The organism is Spirochaeta cellobiosiphila DSM 17781 (assembly GCF_000426705.1).
Taxonomy (GTDB): Bacteria; Spirochaetota; Spirochaetia; order DSM-17781; family DSM-17781; genus Spirochaeta_E; species Spirochaeta_E cellobiosiphila.
Genome location: NZ_KE384554.1, coordinates 512,714 through 529,980, shown reverse-complemented (window position 1 = coordinate 529,980; position 17,267 = coordinate 512,714). Strand labels below are relative to the sequence as shown.

Sequence of the window (17,267 nt, the reverse complement as noted above, 5' to 3'; positions counted from 1 at the left end):
ACGGAACCGAAAAATTTAATTATTTACCTGTTGATTTTTCTATCTCTTTTAAGTTGTAACAATCAAGTAAGACAAACTAATGCTCAAGGATTAATAAAAGCTGATAATATGGAATTACCTGAAATAACTTATGATTTCCCTGAAAATAAATCGAATCCATTTGATATGTCTTCTGATGATAGATTTTTTATTAATGCTTCTGGTTTTACAAATTTAACAGATGACTTGGACGATTTTAATATTGATACTTTGGGGGCAAAAATCCCAATGGGATACAAGACTATTATCATGTGTCAGAAGATTTGTTTTGTTCATGATGGAAAGACCTTAAAGACATGGGATTATGAAATAATTAATGATTTAAAAAGTGAGATCAATGGTCGATACTATCTTTATTCCAACAAAAAGAGAAAAACATTTCTGACTGATTGGAATAGAGATGTTGAATCATATTCTGTTTTGAGAAGTAACAAAGATGCAAGCATATACTCTTATTTGTGGGAGTCCTATGATGAAGCAGAACAATATGCAAAAGAAATCTCAGAAAAAGAAGATATTACGGTAATGATTTCATTGGTGATTAATAGTATTTCATGGCATTAAAAACCGCACATAAATGATAGGAAAAGTTATACCGCAGCCGTATAATTTAAGAGAAAATGGTATGTGTTAGGGATACAAAGCCGCTAAGGATGGACACAGGTAAAACCCTTTGCATGAAAATGGCCTGAAATAATCATACCCGCACTCCTTATTCTGACAGCAGTTTCGTGTTATCCCATGCAGGTAATCGCCACAAGTAATAAATTTCTCTCCAACACTCTCAATGCGTTGAAGTCGGAATTTTCCGTAATCCGTTGAATACTTAAGTTCATAGTCTGAACAGAAAATCCGGTGAAGTTCATTCCGGCCACGAGGGATATATTGTGATTCTGAAATAGAAATATTTGCAAAGGCCACATAACAAGGCGTTCGAGACAGATCTTTTCTTTGGCACGGTATTTTACGTCAAGCCTTTGCTCAACCCGTTGTTATGTGCACGTATTAAGAAAAAGAATATTTAATGGTTGGAAATGTAAAAGCGAATGCGATTTTTGTTAACATCAAATTCAAATATAAAGAGGAAATTTAGTATGGCCTTCAATGAAGAAGTGAAAAGAAAAATCTGAAGCTTGATTCCACAAGAATGAATACTAGTATCAGAATTCAAGATCAAGGAAATTTCATTAAAGATTATGTGCTTTCAGGAAACTATTGTAATTAGAAAAAAGAGAAGGGCAGGTTATTCAATCAAAGAAAATGGGAAACGGAATTTATGATTTGTTCAAAAGTGAACTGAATTGATTATTGAGAAAAGTGCAATTAATAAAAGACTAAAAAGGAAGCGGCACCTGAATTCAACCACCAAGTGCAACGAAATTTATCCATCTTCACAATAAACCTCCAGAGGTGTTTTGAATCCATGTCGTTTTCTGGGCCTTGAATTCAGGCGGTGAGCGATCCAGTTGCATCGGTTTTGATCGATATCTTTCATGAGCATCTTCTTGGGTACATACTGCCTAATCAATCCGTGCCATTATCCAGGGTGAGGGTTCTTCAATTTCTTGATGATTACAAAACATGATTTTCTTTCAACCAGCGCATCAACAGCTGTTTTGTGAAGAAGCCAGATAATAATCCATTCGATTTTGTTCTCATTTCATTTTTCAAGAGTGCTATTTCTAATAACATGGTTTCTTGTTGACTTTTTAATGCATTTAAACTAAACATACGTCACTCGAATGAATCGATTATTTTGGACACAAAAAATCCATTTTAAATAATTTGTTTATTCATCGTTGTGAGGTTTACTATTATGCTCAAACAGAAAAGAAGCTCAATCATCCTTAAGTTTTTTTCCTCTGTCTCTATTCTTTTTGTATTTTCTTGTACTAATCCTTCTGGCCCAGAAACGACTGTAGCTAAACCAGAAACAACTGTAGCTATACCAGAAACAACTGTAGCTAAATGGGTAGAGGTGGGTAATGCCGGATTTAGTGCTGGCATGGCACCCCATACATCCCTAGCTTTCGACTCATCTGACAACCCCTATGTGGCTTATCAGGATTCCGGGAACAGCTATAAAGCCACGGTGATGATGTTTGATGGAAGCTCTTGGGTAAAGGTGGGTAATGCCGGATTTAGTGCTGGAGGGGCAAACTATACATCCCTAGCTTTTGACTCATCTGACAATCCCTATGTGGCTTATCAGGATTACGGGAACAGCGACAAAGCCACGGTGATGATGTTTGATGGAAGCTCTTGGGTAAATGTAGGTAATGCCGGATTTAGTGCTGGAGCGGCACCCAATACATCCTTCGCTTTCGACTCATCTGACACCCCCTATGTGGCTTATCTGGATAGGGATTCCGGGAACAGCAGCAAAGTCATGGTGATGATGTTTGATGGAAGCTCTTGGGTAGATGTGGGTAGTGCTGGAGAGGCAGCCGATACATCCCTAGCTTTCGACTCATCTGACACCCCCTATGTGGCTTATCGGGATTCCGGGAACAGCTACAAAGCCACTGTGGTGATGCTTGAGGGAAGCTCTTGGGTTAATGAGGGTAATGCCGGATTTAGTGCTGGAAAGGTAGCCAATATATCCCTCGCTTTCGATTCATCTGACACCCCCTATGTGGCTTATTTTGATTACGAGAACAGCGACAAAGTCACGGTGATGATGTTTGATGGAAGCTCTTGGGTAAATGTAGGTAATGCCGGATTTAGTGCTGGAAGGGCAGAATATATATCCCTCGCTTTCGACTCATCTGACACCCCCTATGTTGCTTATAAGGATTCCGGGAACAGCGGCAAAGTCACGGTGATGAAATACGAATAGATGAAATCTTTTCCTTGAATAGAGAGGAAACAAACCATAGATTTTAAACTTTTATGTCAAGTATTACTCAGGCTTGCAGTTATAAGTCCGAAATGGACCAGGAATTCTCTCTTTTTACTAAGGTGTGTTTAGTCCGATTAATATTTCGGCTTTTTCACAAAACGGCTGGTTGGCATGCGCTCTTGCTCTTATACAGCAAGGCCTTGTTCGCCTTTGATGGTATCACATCACTTATAGAGCTGTATCTACAGCTGTTTTACGATGAAATCCAGCAAGCGCTCTATTTGGAAATTCATCTGAATCACAAGTACTAATACTAGTCTTGGAGCTGGATTTAATACTATGTCTCGATTTTTCGCTGCTTTTTGTACAAATGAACCGTGTTATACTGCTTAGGAAATCAGCTATACAGTCATTTGCGTGTAATTTGTTACTTATCTACAAAGTCGTGAAGAAATAATGTTGTGTGCATGTAAAAATTCATGTAACTCAAAATTTCATACAAGAAATTACCGCACTGCGTCTTTCAATGATTTTTGCTTTTATGATTAAAAAATGATCTCAGCTCAAAACACAAAATGAGAATTCACAAATTCAATCTGTAATAATGAATTTCAAATAATAAAATTCCCACAGAAAAAATAGAATAAAAAACTTAGACACCAGTTGCAGAAAATATGAAGTCATCTTTAATGAACTCCATCTAACTAAAGAAAATAGGGAAAGGAATTTATGATTTGTTTAAAAGTTAACTGTGATGATTATTGAAGAAAAGTTCAATTTATAAAATCCTAAAAAAGGAAGAGGCTCATAACAAATGAAAACGTCGTATATCCGCGAAACGTTATATCGTATATGCCTGGAACGCTAAATGCAATTTGTTAAAAGAAAAACTAATGTGATATGAATTTAGTTAAATTCTATTCTGCCAAAAGTTTTTTCGATAATATCCAATACTTATTTTTTGTTGATTCTATTTGCTGAAAAATTTAGAATGATAATATTGGAGGGGCAGTGTTTTATTTAATTTCCACATGTATAGCCTGTTTAGTTGGAATTATATATTATTTTCTTGACTTAGAAAAGATTTCTATAATTCATAGTTTATTGCTCTGGAATCTAGTAGTCGGTATTGGTTTTTTTGGAATCTTCAATTTTGTAGGACATGCTATTAAGTCTGAATTAGTCGCAAAAAAAATTGGATGGATATCTAATGGATTTCAAAAAGAGTTGGGATTTGTTTCTTTAGGAATAGGAATCAATGGAATCTTATGTTATTGGTTTAGAGATGGGTTATGGATTGGAACAATTATTATAACAACCATTTTTCTTGTTGGAGCCGGATTTCTTCATATATCAGAAATGAAAAACAAAGGAAATTTTAATGTTGGGAATACGATAATAGTAATTCCAGATTTTTTAATTCCATTACTTTTGGTTGCATTATTTATCATAGATTCTTCAATTTAATTAAGAATAATTCGTGAAATCACAAACTGCATCTAACAGCGTCTATATGCTCCGCTTCGCTTCGGGCTACGCCACATTTGCCTACGGCAAACATCATATAAATGCGAAACGTTATGTACAATTTAATTTACGGCTTCGACACCGGTTTTCAGGCCGTCCATGGCCTGAAAAACTTTTTATGAGGATAGAAAATGAAAATTGAACAAATTGTTCAAAAGCTAGATACAGAATTTGATATTCAAAACCACTCAGAAGATTTAGTTGAATGGGCTGTCACTAATGAAAACAAAGAGTATATAAATCCTGATTTCTTAGATAAAAAGACGGCTCTTTTTTCAAGAAATTCAGAAAGTATTGATAAGGTTTACACTGTTGTTTTTATTACTGAAGAAATCGTTAATGCTATATCAAAAGAATCTAATTGCTTGATCATCACACATCATCATTTTGATTACTTTGAAGATGAACGGGGATTACAGGCCATAAGTTCTGATTATTTGGAAAGGCTTAGGCAATCGAATAATTCAATATACGTAGCTCATGCACCCTTGGATACTCATAAGAAATATGGAACGTCAATTTCTTTGGCTAATCTTTGTAAGATCGAAGCCGTAGAATATTTTTATGATTACTTCGGAGCACCAACAGCATTAATAGGAACAATTAAAAAACAAAGTTTTGACCATTTTTCATCGCTTGTTCAATCAAAGATAGAAAGGCCGTTTCTTACAAAAGTTCAACATAAAGAATATGTCAAAAAGATAGCTGTTGTCGCCGGTGGAGGAGATGATCCTGAAATCTTGCAAACAGCATTTGATAAAGGCTGCGATACGTTTCTTACAGGAACAGTTGAACATCGCTGGGATTCTCCTCCTTTTCAGGATGCAAATAAAAGATTTCATGAACTAAATAAAGCTTTAAAATTGAATCTAATAGGTGGTACTCATTTCGGGACAGAAAGACCTGCAATGATTAAATTCACTGAGTTTATCAAAAACCTTGGTTTGGATTGTGATTATTGCGAAGATTATAGTTTATTGAATGTGGAATAAAGCACCCACGCCATTGTACAATCCTAATACAATGGCTTTTTCTAACCGCAAGATCCGTAAATTAAACTGTACATAACAGCGAATACCTGGTTCCGCTTCGCTGCACCCAAATTGCCCTTCGGGCAACTTTAGGTATTCGCGAAACGTTATTGGCAATAAGCGCCTAAGCATATATTTTACAAGGAAGAGTCTGACATTCATGTCAGATAAAGAGAATATGAAGATATTGAAAAGAAATTTTATGATCTCTTCAATAAGAAATCAAAAGTTTATAGAAGTGATATTACAATTGTTTGAGATCGCAAGATAACAAAGATTTGCTACGGATTTGCCTATGTCACAATTATTCCGCCAAATACGGCAAACCGCAGAAATCGGCGTTAAAATTACGACGTTTTTACGTGATATGCTGTATAATAAATTAAGCAAAACAGGTGGCTGCAAATGCTGTCACCATTTTCAACTTCGCATATTCGCGGAACGTTAGGCGAAAGAATATCCTGAGTAAGGTAGTAGTTTAACCATATACCAACATTATTCAGATTAATATATTGAGATTGATTGAAGCAGGCTTATATGAAGCAGATTGAATTTTATGAAGCAAAGCTTAAGTTTGAGACCGATTCTTGGGACTTGAATCAGATGATAATTAATAATGACGAAGTTGTACGTGACCTATTGCTATGGTATCGGATGTAATGCATCTACCAAGGGTGCTTTGAACCTATCAAGGCTTGGGTATAATGTTAAGGAATTACTAGGAGGGCTTGATTGGTGGAAAAGAGATGGATACCCAACGGAAGGTGAAGATGGGAAAGATAGAAAAGCAATCAGTTGTGGTTGCGATTAAGTTTATCATAAGCTTCCGGATATTCCTTCGCCTAACAGAGAATAGGTGGTTCCGCTTCGCTTCACCCAAATTGGCCTATTCTCGGAACGTTATAGTCAATAGCCAAATTACATTGAGAAAACTTAAAGCCAATAAAAGCCAACCTACATTAGACCAAAAAATATATGCTATTGGTAATAAATAAATGAAAATAATATTACAATTTGTAATAGGCGAAATCGATATAAGATTAGGAATGTTGATGAAGGCTTCGGATGGTTAGAATAAATTAATCGGCTTTTCTTGGCTGATACATATATAGCAAAGGTAAAAGTTAACCGTGAATCATTTATTACAGATGCGGTTACTGCCTATAACAGCGAATATGCGGTTCTGGCCAAAGGCCATCACCCAAGCTGCAAATGTATTGCCGGTAACTAAAACGCGAATTTTAACAAATCGCTGTAGCTGAACTGGCTATTGTCACAGTTCAGCTGAGCTCGTCGTTAGGCACACGCCTCCGGTGGGGAGGATTGACTGACGGTTAGATTATAATAAAATAGATAATTTAATTTGTTAAATTATAAATTAAATAATAGGAATTTATATGAATATTAAATCAGTAGAAATTAGTAATATCCCTGCATTAATATATGGGGATAGTGCAGATAAGATATTTATTTTTGTACATGGGCGTTACTCAAATAAAGAAAGTGCAGAAAGCTTCTCAGAAATAGTTACAAAAAATGGTTACCAAGTTCTTAGTTTTGATTTACCTGAACATGGTGAAAGAAAAAATGAAGAATATTCTTGCAATTTAAAAAATGGAGTACATGATTTAAAAATAATTTATGATTCAATAAAAGAAAAATATAAAGAATTATCTTTATTTGCTTGTAGCCTTGGTGCATATTTTAGTTTAGTGGCATATTCAGAAATATTATTTAAGAAATGTCTATTTCTTTCACCAATTCTTAATATGGAAAGATTAATTCAAAATATGATGAAATGGTCAAATATTAATGAAGAAAAATTAGAAGAAGAAAAAGAGATTGATACATCATTTGGTGAGAAGCTTTCATGGGAATATTACAATTATGTAAAAGAACATCCAATTAAAAAATGGAATAGTCCAACATCAATTTTGTATGGAGAAAGTGATAATTTGACTGAGATAGATATTTTAAACACATTCGCCAAAAAATACGATTGTCACGTTGAAATCATGAAAAATGGAGAACATTATTTCCATACTCCTGAGCAACTAAAATTCTTGAATTCTTGGATTACTAAACAAAAATATGAATAAAAATTGCCTAACAAACAGTTGGAGCAGATTTGGCTATGTCACGGTTCTTGCATACGCAAGAACACGCGCCATTTGACGCCAAACAGCTCAACTGAGTCGTTATGTGTACAAAAAAGATATTTTGATAAAAAAAAACGAGATTTGGAATCATAATATTTAAATTTGCTCATTGACCTTTGTCTCAGTATATTCTAATTAACACTTGCTTTGCTTTGCTTTGCTTTGTGTATAAGAAGCTAAGCATTACACAACATGCTTAATACTTTCGCCAGTTAAAACTTAACAATACACTTTCTTTATTAAGAAGAAGTACCATTATAAGGAAAAACTGTGCGTGAGAATTTCGAAATTAAAAAAATTGCCTTTATCGGAGATTACCTTCCAAGAAAATGCGGTATTGCCACGTTTACAAACGATTTATGCAAATCTGTATCACGGGCCTATCCAAAGACAAAATGTTTGGTTGTTCCGGTTAATGATACCCCCGATGGTTATGTATACCCCCGGGAAGTGCGTTTCGAAATCCTGGAACAGGATTTATCAGCTTATCTCCGGGCCGCCGACTTCTTGAATATTACTGATGTGGATCTGGTTTGTGTGCAGCACGAATTCGGGATATATGGTGGAGATGAAGGGAGCCATATTCTGGCAATGATGCACACCCTGCAGATTCCCATTGTTACTACATTGCATACCATCCTTGAAAAGCCTAATCCCATTCAATTAAAGGTCATGGGCGAAATTATCCGCCTGTCTACACGGCTCATTGTCATGTCAGAAAAGGGAAAGGGCCTGCTGATCAAACACTACCAGGCTCCGGAAAGCAAAATAAGCATGATTCCTCACGGAATACCGGACATACCCTTTGCTGACCCCAATTATTTCAAGGAGGAGTTTGGTGTTGCCGGTAAACAGGTCATACTGACCTTTGGCCTTCTGTCTCCCAACAAGGGTATCGAATTTGCCCTGGAGGCCATGCCGGAGATTCTAAAGGATTTTCCCGAAACCGTTTTTATCGTGGTGGGGCAAACCCATCCGCATTTATTAAAGCAAGTCGGAGAGCAGTACCGGGTTTCCCTGGAACTGTTGGCAAATACGCTGAATATCCAAAAGAATGTGGTGTTCTTCAATCGATTTGTTGAGCTGGATGAACTTACCCGATTTATCGGCGCTGCTGATATTTACCTGACCCCCTACTTAACAGAGACCCAGATTACTTCGGGGACCCTTGCCTATGCCTATGGCACAGGTAATGCGGTGGTATCGACTCCCTACTGGCATGCCAAAGAATTGCTTGATCAGGAAAGAGGCAGACTGGTTCCCTTTCGAGATTCCGGGGCTATAGCGGGAGCGGTAATCGAATTGTTCAGGGATTCTTCTCTACGCCACAAAATCCGCAAAGAGGCGTATACCCGTGGCCGCGGGATGATCTGGAGTGTGGTCGCCCGTATGTATATGGATGCGTTCCGGGAAGCCGGACTGAGTCATGGTTCAAACCGGGAGAAATCCCCCCTGATAGCCACTCTGGACACATCTCCTGATCTGCTGCCTGTGCTTAAATTAGACCATCTGTACCTCATGAGCGACTCCACAGGAATCTTCCAGCATGCCTCCTTCGGAGTTCCCAATTTTGCCGAAGGGTATTGTACCGATGATAATGCCCGGGCCTTTATTCTTACTCTTCTCCTGCAGCGGTCCGGCCGTAGTACAGAAAGAAGTAATCAGCTGGCTGCGGTATATGCCGCATTTATGAGTTACGCCTACAATCATAAAACAGGACGCTTTCGCAATTTTATGAGTTTCAACCGTGATTGGATTAACGAGCCAGGTTCTGAGGATTGTCACGGACAGGCCATCTGGGCCCTGGGCATGAGCCTCGGCCATCATAGGCACAAACGCTATCAGCCTTTGGCTGCCAGTCTCTTTGAAGCTGCGCTTCCTGTGGTCGCTGATTTTAAATCTCCCCGGGCCTGGGCCTTTGCTCTTCTCGGCATCGATGAATATCTGAAGCAGTTCAACGGTGACAGACGCACCGAGCAGATGAGAGAACATCTAGTGATGAAACTGATCCAGCGCTTTCATGATGCCTCAGCTACAGACTGGGTTTGGTTTGAAGACAAAGTCACCTACGCCAATGCTAAATTATCCCATGCCCTTATCCTCAGCGGACGGGTGATGAAGAACAACGAAGCCCTGGAGATCGGACTCAAAACCCTCTCCTGGCTTTTGTCTATTCAGACTTCATCGCAGGGAATATTCCAGGCTATCGGTACAAACGGATTCTATGAAAAAGGTAAGAAAAAGGCCAGCTTCGATCAGCAGCCAATAGAGGTTCAGGCGACCATATCTGCCTGTATTGAAGCCTTTAATAGTACCGGTGAAATGAGCTGGGCTCAGGAAGCAAGAAGGATATTCGACTGGTTTCAGGGGCGAAACGATCTGGGACTGGGTATGTACGACCCGGAAAGCGGGGGCTGCAGAGATGGACTTCATTCCGACCGGGTGAGCCAGAATCAAGGGGCGGAATCCTCTTTGGCATTCCTGCTCTCTCTTGAAGAAATGTATATTCTTCAGGGAAAACTGGCCAGCTTTAAAACAGACTCAAAGAGGAAATCAATCAAATGAAAAAAACATTTGGAAGGAAAATAAAAGATTACGGACCTTTGTCGGAGCTTTTGGCCCGGCGAACGGGCCCCATTCTGCTTCCCGACAGGTCACATGTCTTGATCAGGGCCTTTTCAGCGGGAAACAAGACCATCACCCGTAATATCATTAAAAGGGTACTGTCTTTATCCGATGCTGAGACCGACAAAAAGCTGGAAGAAGTACTCAAGGAATTCAAGGACAGGCACCCGGATATTGAAAAGACATTTAACAGCCGATATAGGGAGATCCTTGACTATACCCGGCAGGAACTGGACATACCCGATAGACGAAAAATGCTCATCGGCGCCTATTTCTGCCACGAGTATTCTCCCGAATCTGCAGCACTTTTGAATCCCTCCATTATTCTTCACCCCAACCAGGAAGATCTGGACCCCGGTGCTATCAGGTTCATTCTCAGTTTGAGAGCCATTGGAGAAGGGCATATCTCATCCATAACCTTCCGCGAGGGGGTAATCGATGCCCTTGGTGAAATATCCCTGGTTCCTCACGGTCCCTTTATCAGTGAGCCGGAATATTTGCCCTATTACAGGTACAAGAAGGATCTTTTTACCCGAAAGCTGGAAGAAGCGGGATTCCATAACCATTTCTGCCGGAGAGTGATGGATTCACTGCCTGATTATTTTACCATGTCCGAGCTCCAGATCCTGCTTAAAGAAAAGCGCAAATCTATGAGTGATATGGATACCCTTGCTGACAGATCGATCCACGGAATCCTGCTCCTTGCAAAATCCAATTATGAAGTACGCTTTGATTCCAACAGCCCCGTCTCACAGCGAATTCTCTTTCCCGAGGGACCGACTCAAAGTAACGGGATAGAAGACGCCCGTTTTGTCCGGTTTATCAATGATGACGGTAGTTATACTTATTATGCCACCTATACCGCCTATGATGGAAAGATAACTATGCCCCAGTTGCTAGAAACTGAAGATTTTATCCATTTCAAGTTTTCCACCCTGAACGGTCCGGCAGTCCAGAACAAGGGGATGGCCCTGTTCCCTCAAAAAATCGGGGGAAAATATGCCATGCTGTCACGGCAGGATGATGAAAATATTTTGTTGATGTTTTCTTCCAATATTCATTTCTGGCAGACCCCGAAACTGCTGTTAAAACCTTTCGCGGATTGGGAGCTTGTAAAGATTGGAACCTGTAGTTCTCCCATTCAGACAAAAGCAGGATGGCTGGTAATGACCCATGGAGTGGGGGCCATGAGAAAATATTGTCTCGGCGCATTTCTGCTGGATCTCAAAGATCCTTCCAGGGTTATCGGTCGCCTGAGATCCCCCCTCTTATCACCTAATGAAACAGAGCGGGATGGCTATGTCCCTAACGTTATCTATTCCTGCGGCTCCCTGATTCATAATCATAATCTGATTATTCCCTATGCCATGAGCGACTATGCAACCAGTTTTGCCAGTGTAAATGTAGAGAAATGTTTAGAGTCAATGAGACCTATATAAATTTTATGGAGGATATTATGAGTGAGAAAACCCCCTGATTAATTTTCTTGAGGGAAAGCACTTCTGGGTATGGATTGTGGTCTATCTTTTGATAACTGGAGCCATTTTCGGTATTTCCAGACTGGTGCTTTATTACTGGGAATGGTTCCCTGGATCGGCGGGATTGCTATGGGCAATCATTCAGTATTCCCGGCATAAAAGAAGAAAAATAATGATTCAGATGACGATTCATAGGAGATGAAGGAATAAAGGGAGTATTGAGAAACAGATCATGTTTCCTACTGGAATTGCTCCATGAAATAGAATTATACTAAAAGATAGTCTACTGGTTATCTGTACTTAGAAATATTGATTATTACGCTCAAAATGAATCAGAAAAAATGTTTCATTCCGTTTCGTTTTAAAGGAAAACTTCCCTTGGAATGGAAACATATAATCCATAACTACAAATATTATGAACTCCCTTCCTCCTGGGCTGTAAATAAGTTTTAAGGGTGTTATATATTGGCTTAACGGGACTGGATACTTAATTATACTGGCCAGGAATGATGGTATTTGCTTCAGCAAATAAAAAAAGAGAATTCAGGTGGGTTAGTGAAACTTCGAAAGGCTCCCAGTGGTAGAAGGGCGTTGGAGAAAAGAAAATCTCTATACGGACTTGAGCTTTTGGGGTAGAATCGCCACATAACAAATCGCTGAAACTGACCAAATCTTTGTCATGCTTTTTGCCTTCGGGATGATTTGGCAGCTTAGCTCGGCGTTAAATGAATGGCAGTCATGACGAGTAACGAGTTAAAACTGCTTGAGTATTTGGTGGGACATTTCCAATCAGGAAATATTAGTCCAGATAACCCATCGACACACTTGCCTTATTCAAAGATATTGGCAGAGTTAGAATTTCTTAATGATGATCGAACTCCCGGCGATATCTTAACCAGCATGCGATGAGCAGCCTGGCTGAGTGGCTTTATGAGAATAATCTTCCCGCTATAACCGACAGTATATGGACTTTAAGTGGCAGCGAGGTGAGATTCGAAAGGCTTGTAGTATTGATTGGAACGCTGAGCTAGAAAAATTGGGTGCGTTTCCGCTTGAGGGAGATTTTGAGCTCCCTGAAGAAGTTCCTAAGTCTTTGACTGAGGGGGCAAAGAAATCCATTACTATAACCGCATACGAACGGAATCCAGCCGCTAGGAATGGATGTATCAAAGAACATGGAATCTCGTGCGAGGTATGTGAATTTAATTTCGAGGCCTGTATGCCCAAATTGTCACACAATGCTGCATAGCAAGGGCAATATAAGTATTGAGCAGCTGTAAAATAAAGCATTGCAGCGGACAAGCCGATGAATGCGGTGTTCTACTGACACTAGAGGCAAAATATTAATTATTATGGATAATTTATTTTTTCTGAATCGGATCAAAATATAATCCTCCTTTGGAAGAGGAAGACATATGGGGCATATCAAATTCATACTAGAAAGAACAAGAACAGAAAAGATGTTCTGAATTGATATATTGGATTATTATGAAAGAAATGTTGTGGGGTAATATTGACTTCTCCATCTGAGGATGTGGAAGAAGTATCACTCAATTCACAAGCAAGTATTAGTATTTTGATAGGACAACTATAAATTTACTATAGTAAGCATTTTTTAATACTAAAATAAATCAAATTTGAGGATAAAATGAGCTGCGAAACACTATTTTCAGAATATCCATGTCTGATTTCCAACCGATTAACTTTGAAAAAAATTGAAGAATCTGACATTGAAGACCTTTTTAGTATTTATAGTAATGAAAATGTATTTAAATTACGACCAGGGAAAGCTAAAAAGAATATTGATACAGTTAAAAATATGATTGGGCATTTTGAAAGAGATTTTAATAAGAAAAAAATGATATTTCTAGGAATTTATCAAAATTTTGCAAATAAGAAATTAGTCGGGATTGCTGAAATTTTTGATATAAACAAGAAAGTGAATTCTCTGACAATTGGTTATACTCTAAATGAGAAATTTTGGGGAGAAGGTTATGCTACAGAATCAACTAAGCTTATAGTCAGTTTCCTTTTCAACAAAATCAAAATTAATAGAATTCAGGCATTTGTTATGCCTCAAAATGTTAAATCTAAGAAGGTTCTAATAAGAAATAATTTTTTATTAGAAGGAACTTTAAGATCAAGTGAATTTTGGCTTGGTAAAGGAGTTGTTGATTTAGAGGTTTATTCTATATTAAAAAGTGATTTTACGAATAATGAAAAACGAAGTAGAACAATCGAATGAACAGTGACAGCGTCTATTGTCAGGGTATCTGCTGCTTCACTTTGTTTTGAAGCAAATACCCCGCCAATTCCTTTCGCTTCGCTACAGGATCGAGTTTGCACGTTATTCGGGCGTTAGACACACGCCTTCGGTGGGCGAAGAAATAATTTTTTTATGAGGTTTATATGTTTAGTGTAGATCATATTATGATTGAAACAAGAACTCCAGAAATTGATGCAAATACCATGGTTAAAGACCTTCAATTACCATATGCGTGGCCATTAATGGTAAAAAATGAATATTCCAGCATTGGTGTTAATTTGGGTACGTTTAATATAGAATTTATTGATTTTAAGATCAGGTTTGGTAAACCATCAACACATTCTACGGGATTAAGTGGAATTGCATTTACTTCAAAAAATACAATAGAAGAAGATTATAAATATTTTGAGGAAAAAAAGATTAAATACCGAGTTGGTGAAAATATTGAGGCCCATACAACAATAACATTAAATGAAGATTTGATATTTCCAACATTTTTTCTAGTAAAATATAAATTCAATACAGATGGATGGAAAAAGAGATTAAATGAGGAGTTTGTTAAAGCAAATGGAGGAAAATACAATATTAGTAAAGTGGAATCCATAATAATTAATAAAAAAGATGTGTTTAACGAAACATTTGATAATTGTTCAATACAATTTAATCAAAACAATTCAGAGAATGAAATTGTATTAAGATCATTAAGTATTGAAAATAAACCAAAAATCATCCATTTTGATAATTTTGAAATAAAAATTGTCTAACAACTGGATCAACCTGTCATTTTCTTTGTCACGTTTTGTGCTAACTCGCTTTGCTCGTCTCACGCACAAATCAGGTCAAACCGTTACGCGGCGCGAAAATGCAGATTATCCAAATGTTATGTTTCAAAGGCTGAATTCTAAATAACAAAAGGAAATACAGAATTATGAAGCGATTATTATTAATAAATATTTACCTATTTATATTTATAGGGATAATTTTCTCACAAAAAAGCAATAGAGAAATAATGAATATATATGGGGATGTTCGTGAAATGACATTTTCGTCCTATGATGTTTATGCCAATACTACCAAAAAGAAACTAGATGCAACAACTTTTCGATTTAATCAAGATGGATACTTAATTGAAACTATTTACAAAGATAGAAATGATGAAATTTGGAGTTGGACACAATTCATACGCGATGAGACCAATTTGATATCGGATGAATTTGATTTAAATGAAAATGGAATTAGAACAAAACATTATTTATATGAATATATTTATGATGAAAAATTATTGATATCTTCAATCAAAAAAAATGAAAAAAATGAAATCGTTGAAAAAATAGAATATCAGTATGATAGTAACAATTTGCTAATAGCAGAAATAAAGACTAATTCAAAAGATGAAATAAAATTTGAAAAAGAATATATATATAATGCTAAAGGAATTTTAATACAAGAAATTAGTAAATCCTCTCATTTTTTTACCAGTGAATTATTTAAACTTTCTGATGAGGGTATTGAAATTGGTAAATTTTATCTTGATGAAGATAACAATATACTATCGGAATATACTTACTATTTTAATGAATATGGTTTTCAAATTGGGCTTGATAGATTAGAGAAAAAAACGGGAGAGATTTTTAGCTCAAATTATGAATTGGATGAATATGGAAATATTATTAAAGTTTTTTCTCCAACTCAATATTCAACAAAAATAGTTGAATATAACTATATATATGGGGAATAACTTTTAAATGCTAATGGAAATATAACCAACGCGTGCAACTGACAACCGCTTCGCGGACCAATTTTGCAGCTGATACGGGCGTTATATGTAAATTGGGGGGAGAGATATGATTGAAAATGAATTTTGGGATTTAATTCAAAAATCAAAATTGAATTTTGGAGATAATCTAGCAGGTCGTGTCAAATATCTCAAAGAAACTTTGAAAGAGATGCCTGAAGCAGATATCTTTGATTTTGAAGAATGCCTTCGTAAGAAAATTATTGAGTGTGATAATTTCAAAGTAATGGCTGCAGCTAAAATCATTGACGGCTACGTTTCTGATGATTCATATATTTATTTTCGCTGTTGGTTAATTGGTAAGGGTAAGCAAATATTTGATGAAGCAATAATCGACCCTGACTCGCTCTCTACTGCAATTGGCGCTGATGAATTATGTGACTTTGAAGAATTACTGTATATTGCAACACAAGCTTTTTCAGAAAAAGTCGGCAAAGAAGAAGACGAGACATTTCCAAGGAATGCGTGCATTTCAAAAGGTTTAGATTATGACTTTGGCGCACCTCCTACTAAAGGAGATGATTGGGATGAGGATGATCTTCCCACAACTTATCCCAAACTCTGGACTGTAATAAACGGGTAAACACATAACAAAAAAATGCAGGAACCTACCTTCGTTCTGTCAAATTTGGTTGGCCGCTGATGTAGGCGTTATATGTACACTGGGTACACTTTAGGCACATCGTTTACACTTTTCTAGCAGGGAAATTTCCCTCGAGGAGAAGACTGTGCCATGGAAGGAGATGTCTAAGATGGAGCAAAAGGCGGTAAATACATCAGCGCTTCAAACTACATTAGGTTTTAGGGTATCAAATATGAGATATCTTGGTTCTACCTTCGTTCTCTTCTTGTGCCCTTTGATTAAACTATTTCTTTTGAGGATAGCGTTTAGCGTGGATTCACTGGGATATTCATTTTGGGAAATTCAACTTCTAGTAAGAATAAAAGCATCTCAGCGCCCCATCGCGGTTTTTTTTCCTAATCTTAATAATCTCTTTTTTCGATTCGAGAATCTGTTTCATTGGCAACTCTTTTAGGGGCTTTTGAAAGTTCTGCCAAACCAGGATCATCATAGGAATCATAACGCTTAATGTATGTGTAAACAGTTGGCCTACTAATCCCAAAGACTTCCGCTAAGGCTGTGCTGATTTCAAAGGGAAATTCAGAATGGGAAACCATCAGTACTGTTATCCACTTACTATAGCTGATATGTTTTTACAGCAAAAGGTATGCATAGTGCCAATTTAATGGCTGTGTAGAAGTTTTGTATGCGTGCACAGTTTTCTTTCAGGAACATCACTACCTTAATGATGCCTTCAATAGCAGCGACAATGGCACCCGGCCGGGTTGAAGTAGGCAATCAGCTTGGCGATGCCCTTCCCAATAATAGTGTTGCGCACCCATTCGATAATAAAAAGGATCTCCTTTGCCAATGGTTGGCTCATTATGTCTGTATCGTACTGGAACTTTTCCAGTAGTATTTCGAATTATTTTTGGAATACGGG

General features: G+C 37.4%; 16 protein-coding genes and 1 pseudogene. 14 read left to right on the top strand and 3 right to left on the bottom strand.

The window, feature by feature from the left end; all coding sequences use genetic code 11:
- Nucleotides 1-30 precede the first annotated feature (30 nt).
- The gene (locus K345_RS0109270) at nt 31-603 is read left to right on the top strand and encodes a hypothetical protein (RefSeq protein ID WP_028973918.1); all 573 of its coding nucleotides are present in this window, start codon (nt 31-33) and stop codon (nt 601-603) included.
- A gap of 817 nt (nt 604-1,420) precedes the next feature.
- On the opposite strand, the pseudogene K345_RS23585 reads toward K345_RS0109270, so the two are convergent.
- A pseudogene (locus K345_RS23585) lies at nt 1,421-1,573 on the bottom strand (IS30 family transposase); the annotation flags it as partial.
- A gap of 267 nt (nt 1,574-1,840) precedes the next feature.
- On the opposite strand from K345_RS23585, the gene K345_RS0109265 reads away from it, so the two are divergent.
- From K345_RS0109265 to K345_RS0109200, 13 genes are all read left to right on the top strand, one after another.
- The gene (locus K345_RS0109265; protein WP_156888360.1) at nt 1,841-2,878 is read left to right on the top strand and encodes an NHL repeat-containing protein; all 1,038 of its coding nucleotides are present in this window, start codon (nt 1,841-1,843) and stop codon (nt 2,876-2,878) included.
- A gap of 1,014 nt (nt 2,879-3,892) precedes the next feature.
- A complete protein-coding gene (locus K345_RS0109260) occupies nt 3,893-4,348 on the top strand; it encodes a DUF6790 family protein (protein ID WP_028973916.1) in 456 nt (151 codons plus the stop codon).
- Between the two features lie 191 nt (nt 4,349-4,539).
- Complete coding sequence (locus K345_RS0109255) at nt 4,540-5,400, top strand: Nif3-like dinuclear metal center hexameric protein (protein ID WP_028973915.1); 861 nt, start codon at nt 4,540-4,542, stop codon at nt 5,398-5,400.
- A gap of 670 nt (nt 5,401-6,070) precedes the next feature.
- Nucleotides 6,071-6,250, top strand: coding sequence for a rhodanese-like domain-containing protein (locus K345_RS22905; RefSeq protein ID WP_211227862.1), 180 nt, complete (start codon nt 6,071-6,073; stop codon nt 6,248-6,250).
- A 586-nt stretch (nt 6,251-6,836) separates the two neighbouring features.
- Entirely contained in the window at nt 6,837-7,538 is a 702-nt protein-coding gene (locus tag K345_RS0109240) for an alpha/beta hydrolase (protein ID WP_028973913.1), read from the top strand.
- Between the two features lie 330 nt (nt 7,539-7,868).
- Nucleotides 7,869-10,163, top strand: coding sequence for a glycosyltransferase family 4 protein (locus K345_RS20480; protein ID WP_037571687.1), 2,295 nt, complete (start codon nt 7,869-7,871; stop codon nt 10,161-10,163).
- Nucleotides 10,160-11,662 carry a glycoside hydrolase family 130 protein gene (locus tag K345_RS0109230; protein WP_053228182.1) on the top strand — a complete coding sequence of 501 codons (1,503 nt, stop codon included), beginning with the start codon at nt 10,160-10,162 and terminating at the stop codon, nt 11,660-11,662. Before K345_RS20480 ends, K345_RS0109230 begins: the two co-directional genes overlap by 4 nt.
- A gap of 69 nt (nt 11,663-11,731) precedes the next feature.
- Nucleotides 11,732-11,860 carry a hypothetical protein gene (locus K345_RS23655; RefSeq protein WP_281169312.1) on the top strand — a complete coding sequence of 43 codons (129 nt, stop codon included), beginning with the start codon at nt 11,732-11,734 and terminating at the stop codon, nt 11,858-11,860.
- Between the two features lie 579 nt (nt 11,861-12,439).
- Nucleotides 12,440-12,610, top strand: a complete 171-nt coding sequence (locus K345_RS23480) for a hypothetical protein (protein ID WP_211227861.1) — start codon at nt 12,440-12,442, stop codon at nt 12,608-12,610.
- A gap of 796 nt (nt 12,611-13,406) precedes the next feature.
- Nucleotides 13,407-13,946, top strand: a complete 540-nt coding sequence (locus K345_RS0109215) for a GNAT family N-acetyltransferase (RefSeq protein WP_211227860.1) — start codon at nt 13,407-13,409, stop codon at nt 13,944-13,946.
- 164 nt (nt 13,947-14,110) lie between these two features.
- Nucleotides 14,111-14,731, top strand: coding sequence for a hypothetical protein (locus K345_RS20475; RefSeq protein WP_053228181.1), 621 nt, complete (start codon nt 14,111-14,113; stop codon nt 14,729-14,731).
- A gap of 164 nt (nt 14,732-14,895) precedes the next feature.
- On the top strand, nt 14,896-15,705 hold the full coding sequence (locus K345_RS0109205; RefSeq protein ID WP_028973909.1) for a hypothetical protein: 810 nt from the start codon (nt 14,896-14,898) through the stop codon (nt 15,703-15,705).
- A 106-nt stretch (nt 15,706-15,811) separates the two neighbouring features.
- Nucleotides 15,812-16,345 carry a DUF4240 domain-containing protein gene (locus K345_RS0109200; RefSeq protein WP_028973908.1) on the top strand — a complete coding sequence of 178 codons (534 nt, stop codon included), beginning with the start codon at nt 15,812-15,814 and terminating at the stop codon, nt 16,343-16,345.
- 401 nt (nt 16,346-16,746) lie between these two features.
- Here the strand turns inward: K345_RS0109200 and K345_RS20470 are convergent, their stop codons facing one another.
- The gene (locus K345_RS20470; protein ID WP_037571684.1) at nt 16,747-16,941 is read right to left on the bottom strand and encodes a helix-turn-helix domain-containing protein; all 195 of its coding nucleotides are present in this window, start codon (nt 16,939-16,941) and stop codon (nt 16,747-16,749) included.
- Between the two features lie 120 nt (nt 16,942-17,061).
- Nucleotides 17,062-17,267: hypothetical protein (locus K345_RS23475; RefSeq protein ID WP_211227859.1), on the bottom strand; the 206-nt coding region annotated here is incomplete at its 5' end.

Excerpts from the sequence above, each read along its gene's own strand:
- K345_RS0109200 (WP_028973908.1), top strand. The coding sequence starts at position 15,812 with ATGATTGAAAATGAATTTTGGGATTTAATTCAAAAATCAAAATTGAAT.
- K345_RS0109230 (WP_053228182.1), top strand. The coding sequence starts at position 10,160 with ATGAAAAAAACATTTGGAAGGAAAATAAAAGATTACGGACCTTTGTCG.
- K345_RS20475 (WP_053228181.1), top strand. The coding sequence starts at position 14,111 with ATGTTTAGTGTAGATCATATTATGATTGAAACAAGAACTCCAGAAATT.
- K345_RS0109255 (WP_028973915.1), top strand. The coding sequence starts at position 4,540 with ATGAAAATTGAACAAATTGTTCAAAAGCTAGATACAGAATTTGATATT.
- K345_RS0109240 (WP_028973913.1), top strand. The coding sequence starts at position 6,837 with ATGAATATTAAATCAGTAGAAATTAGTAATATCCCTGCATTAATATAT.
- K345_RS0109205 (WP_028973909.1), top strand. The coding sequence starts at position 14,896 with ATGAAGCGATTATTATTAATAAATATTTACCTATTTATATTTATAGGG.
- K345_RS20470 (WP_037571684.1), bottom strand. The coding sequence starts at position 16,941 with ATGGTTTCCCATTCTGAATTTCCCTTTGAAATCAGCACAGCCTTAGCG.
- K345_RS23480 (WP_211227861.1), top strand. The coding sequence starts at position 12,440 with ATGACGAGTAACGAGTTAAAACTGCTTGAGTATTTGGTGGGACATTTC.
- K345_RS23655 (WP_281169312.1), top strand. The coding sequence starts at position 11,732 with ATGGATTGTGGTCTATCTTTTGATAACTGGAGCCATTTTCGGTATTTC.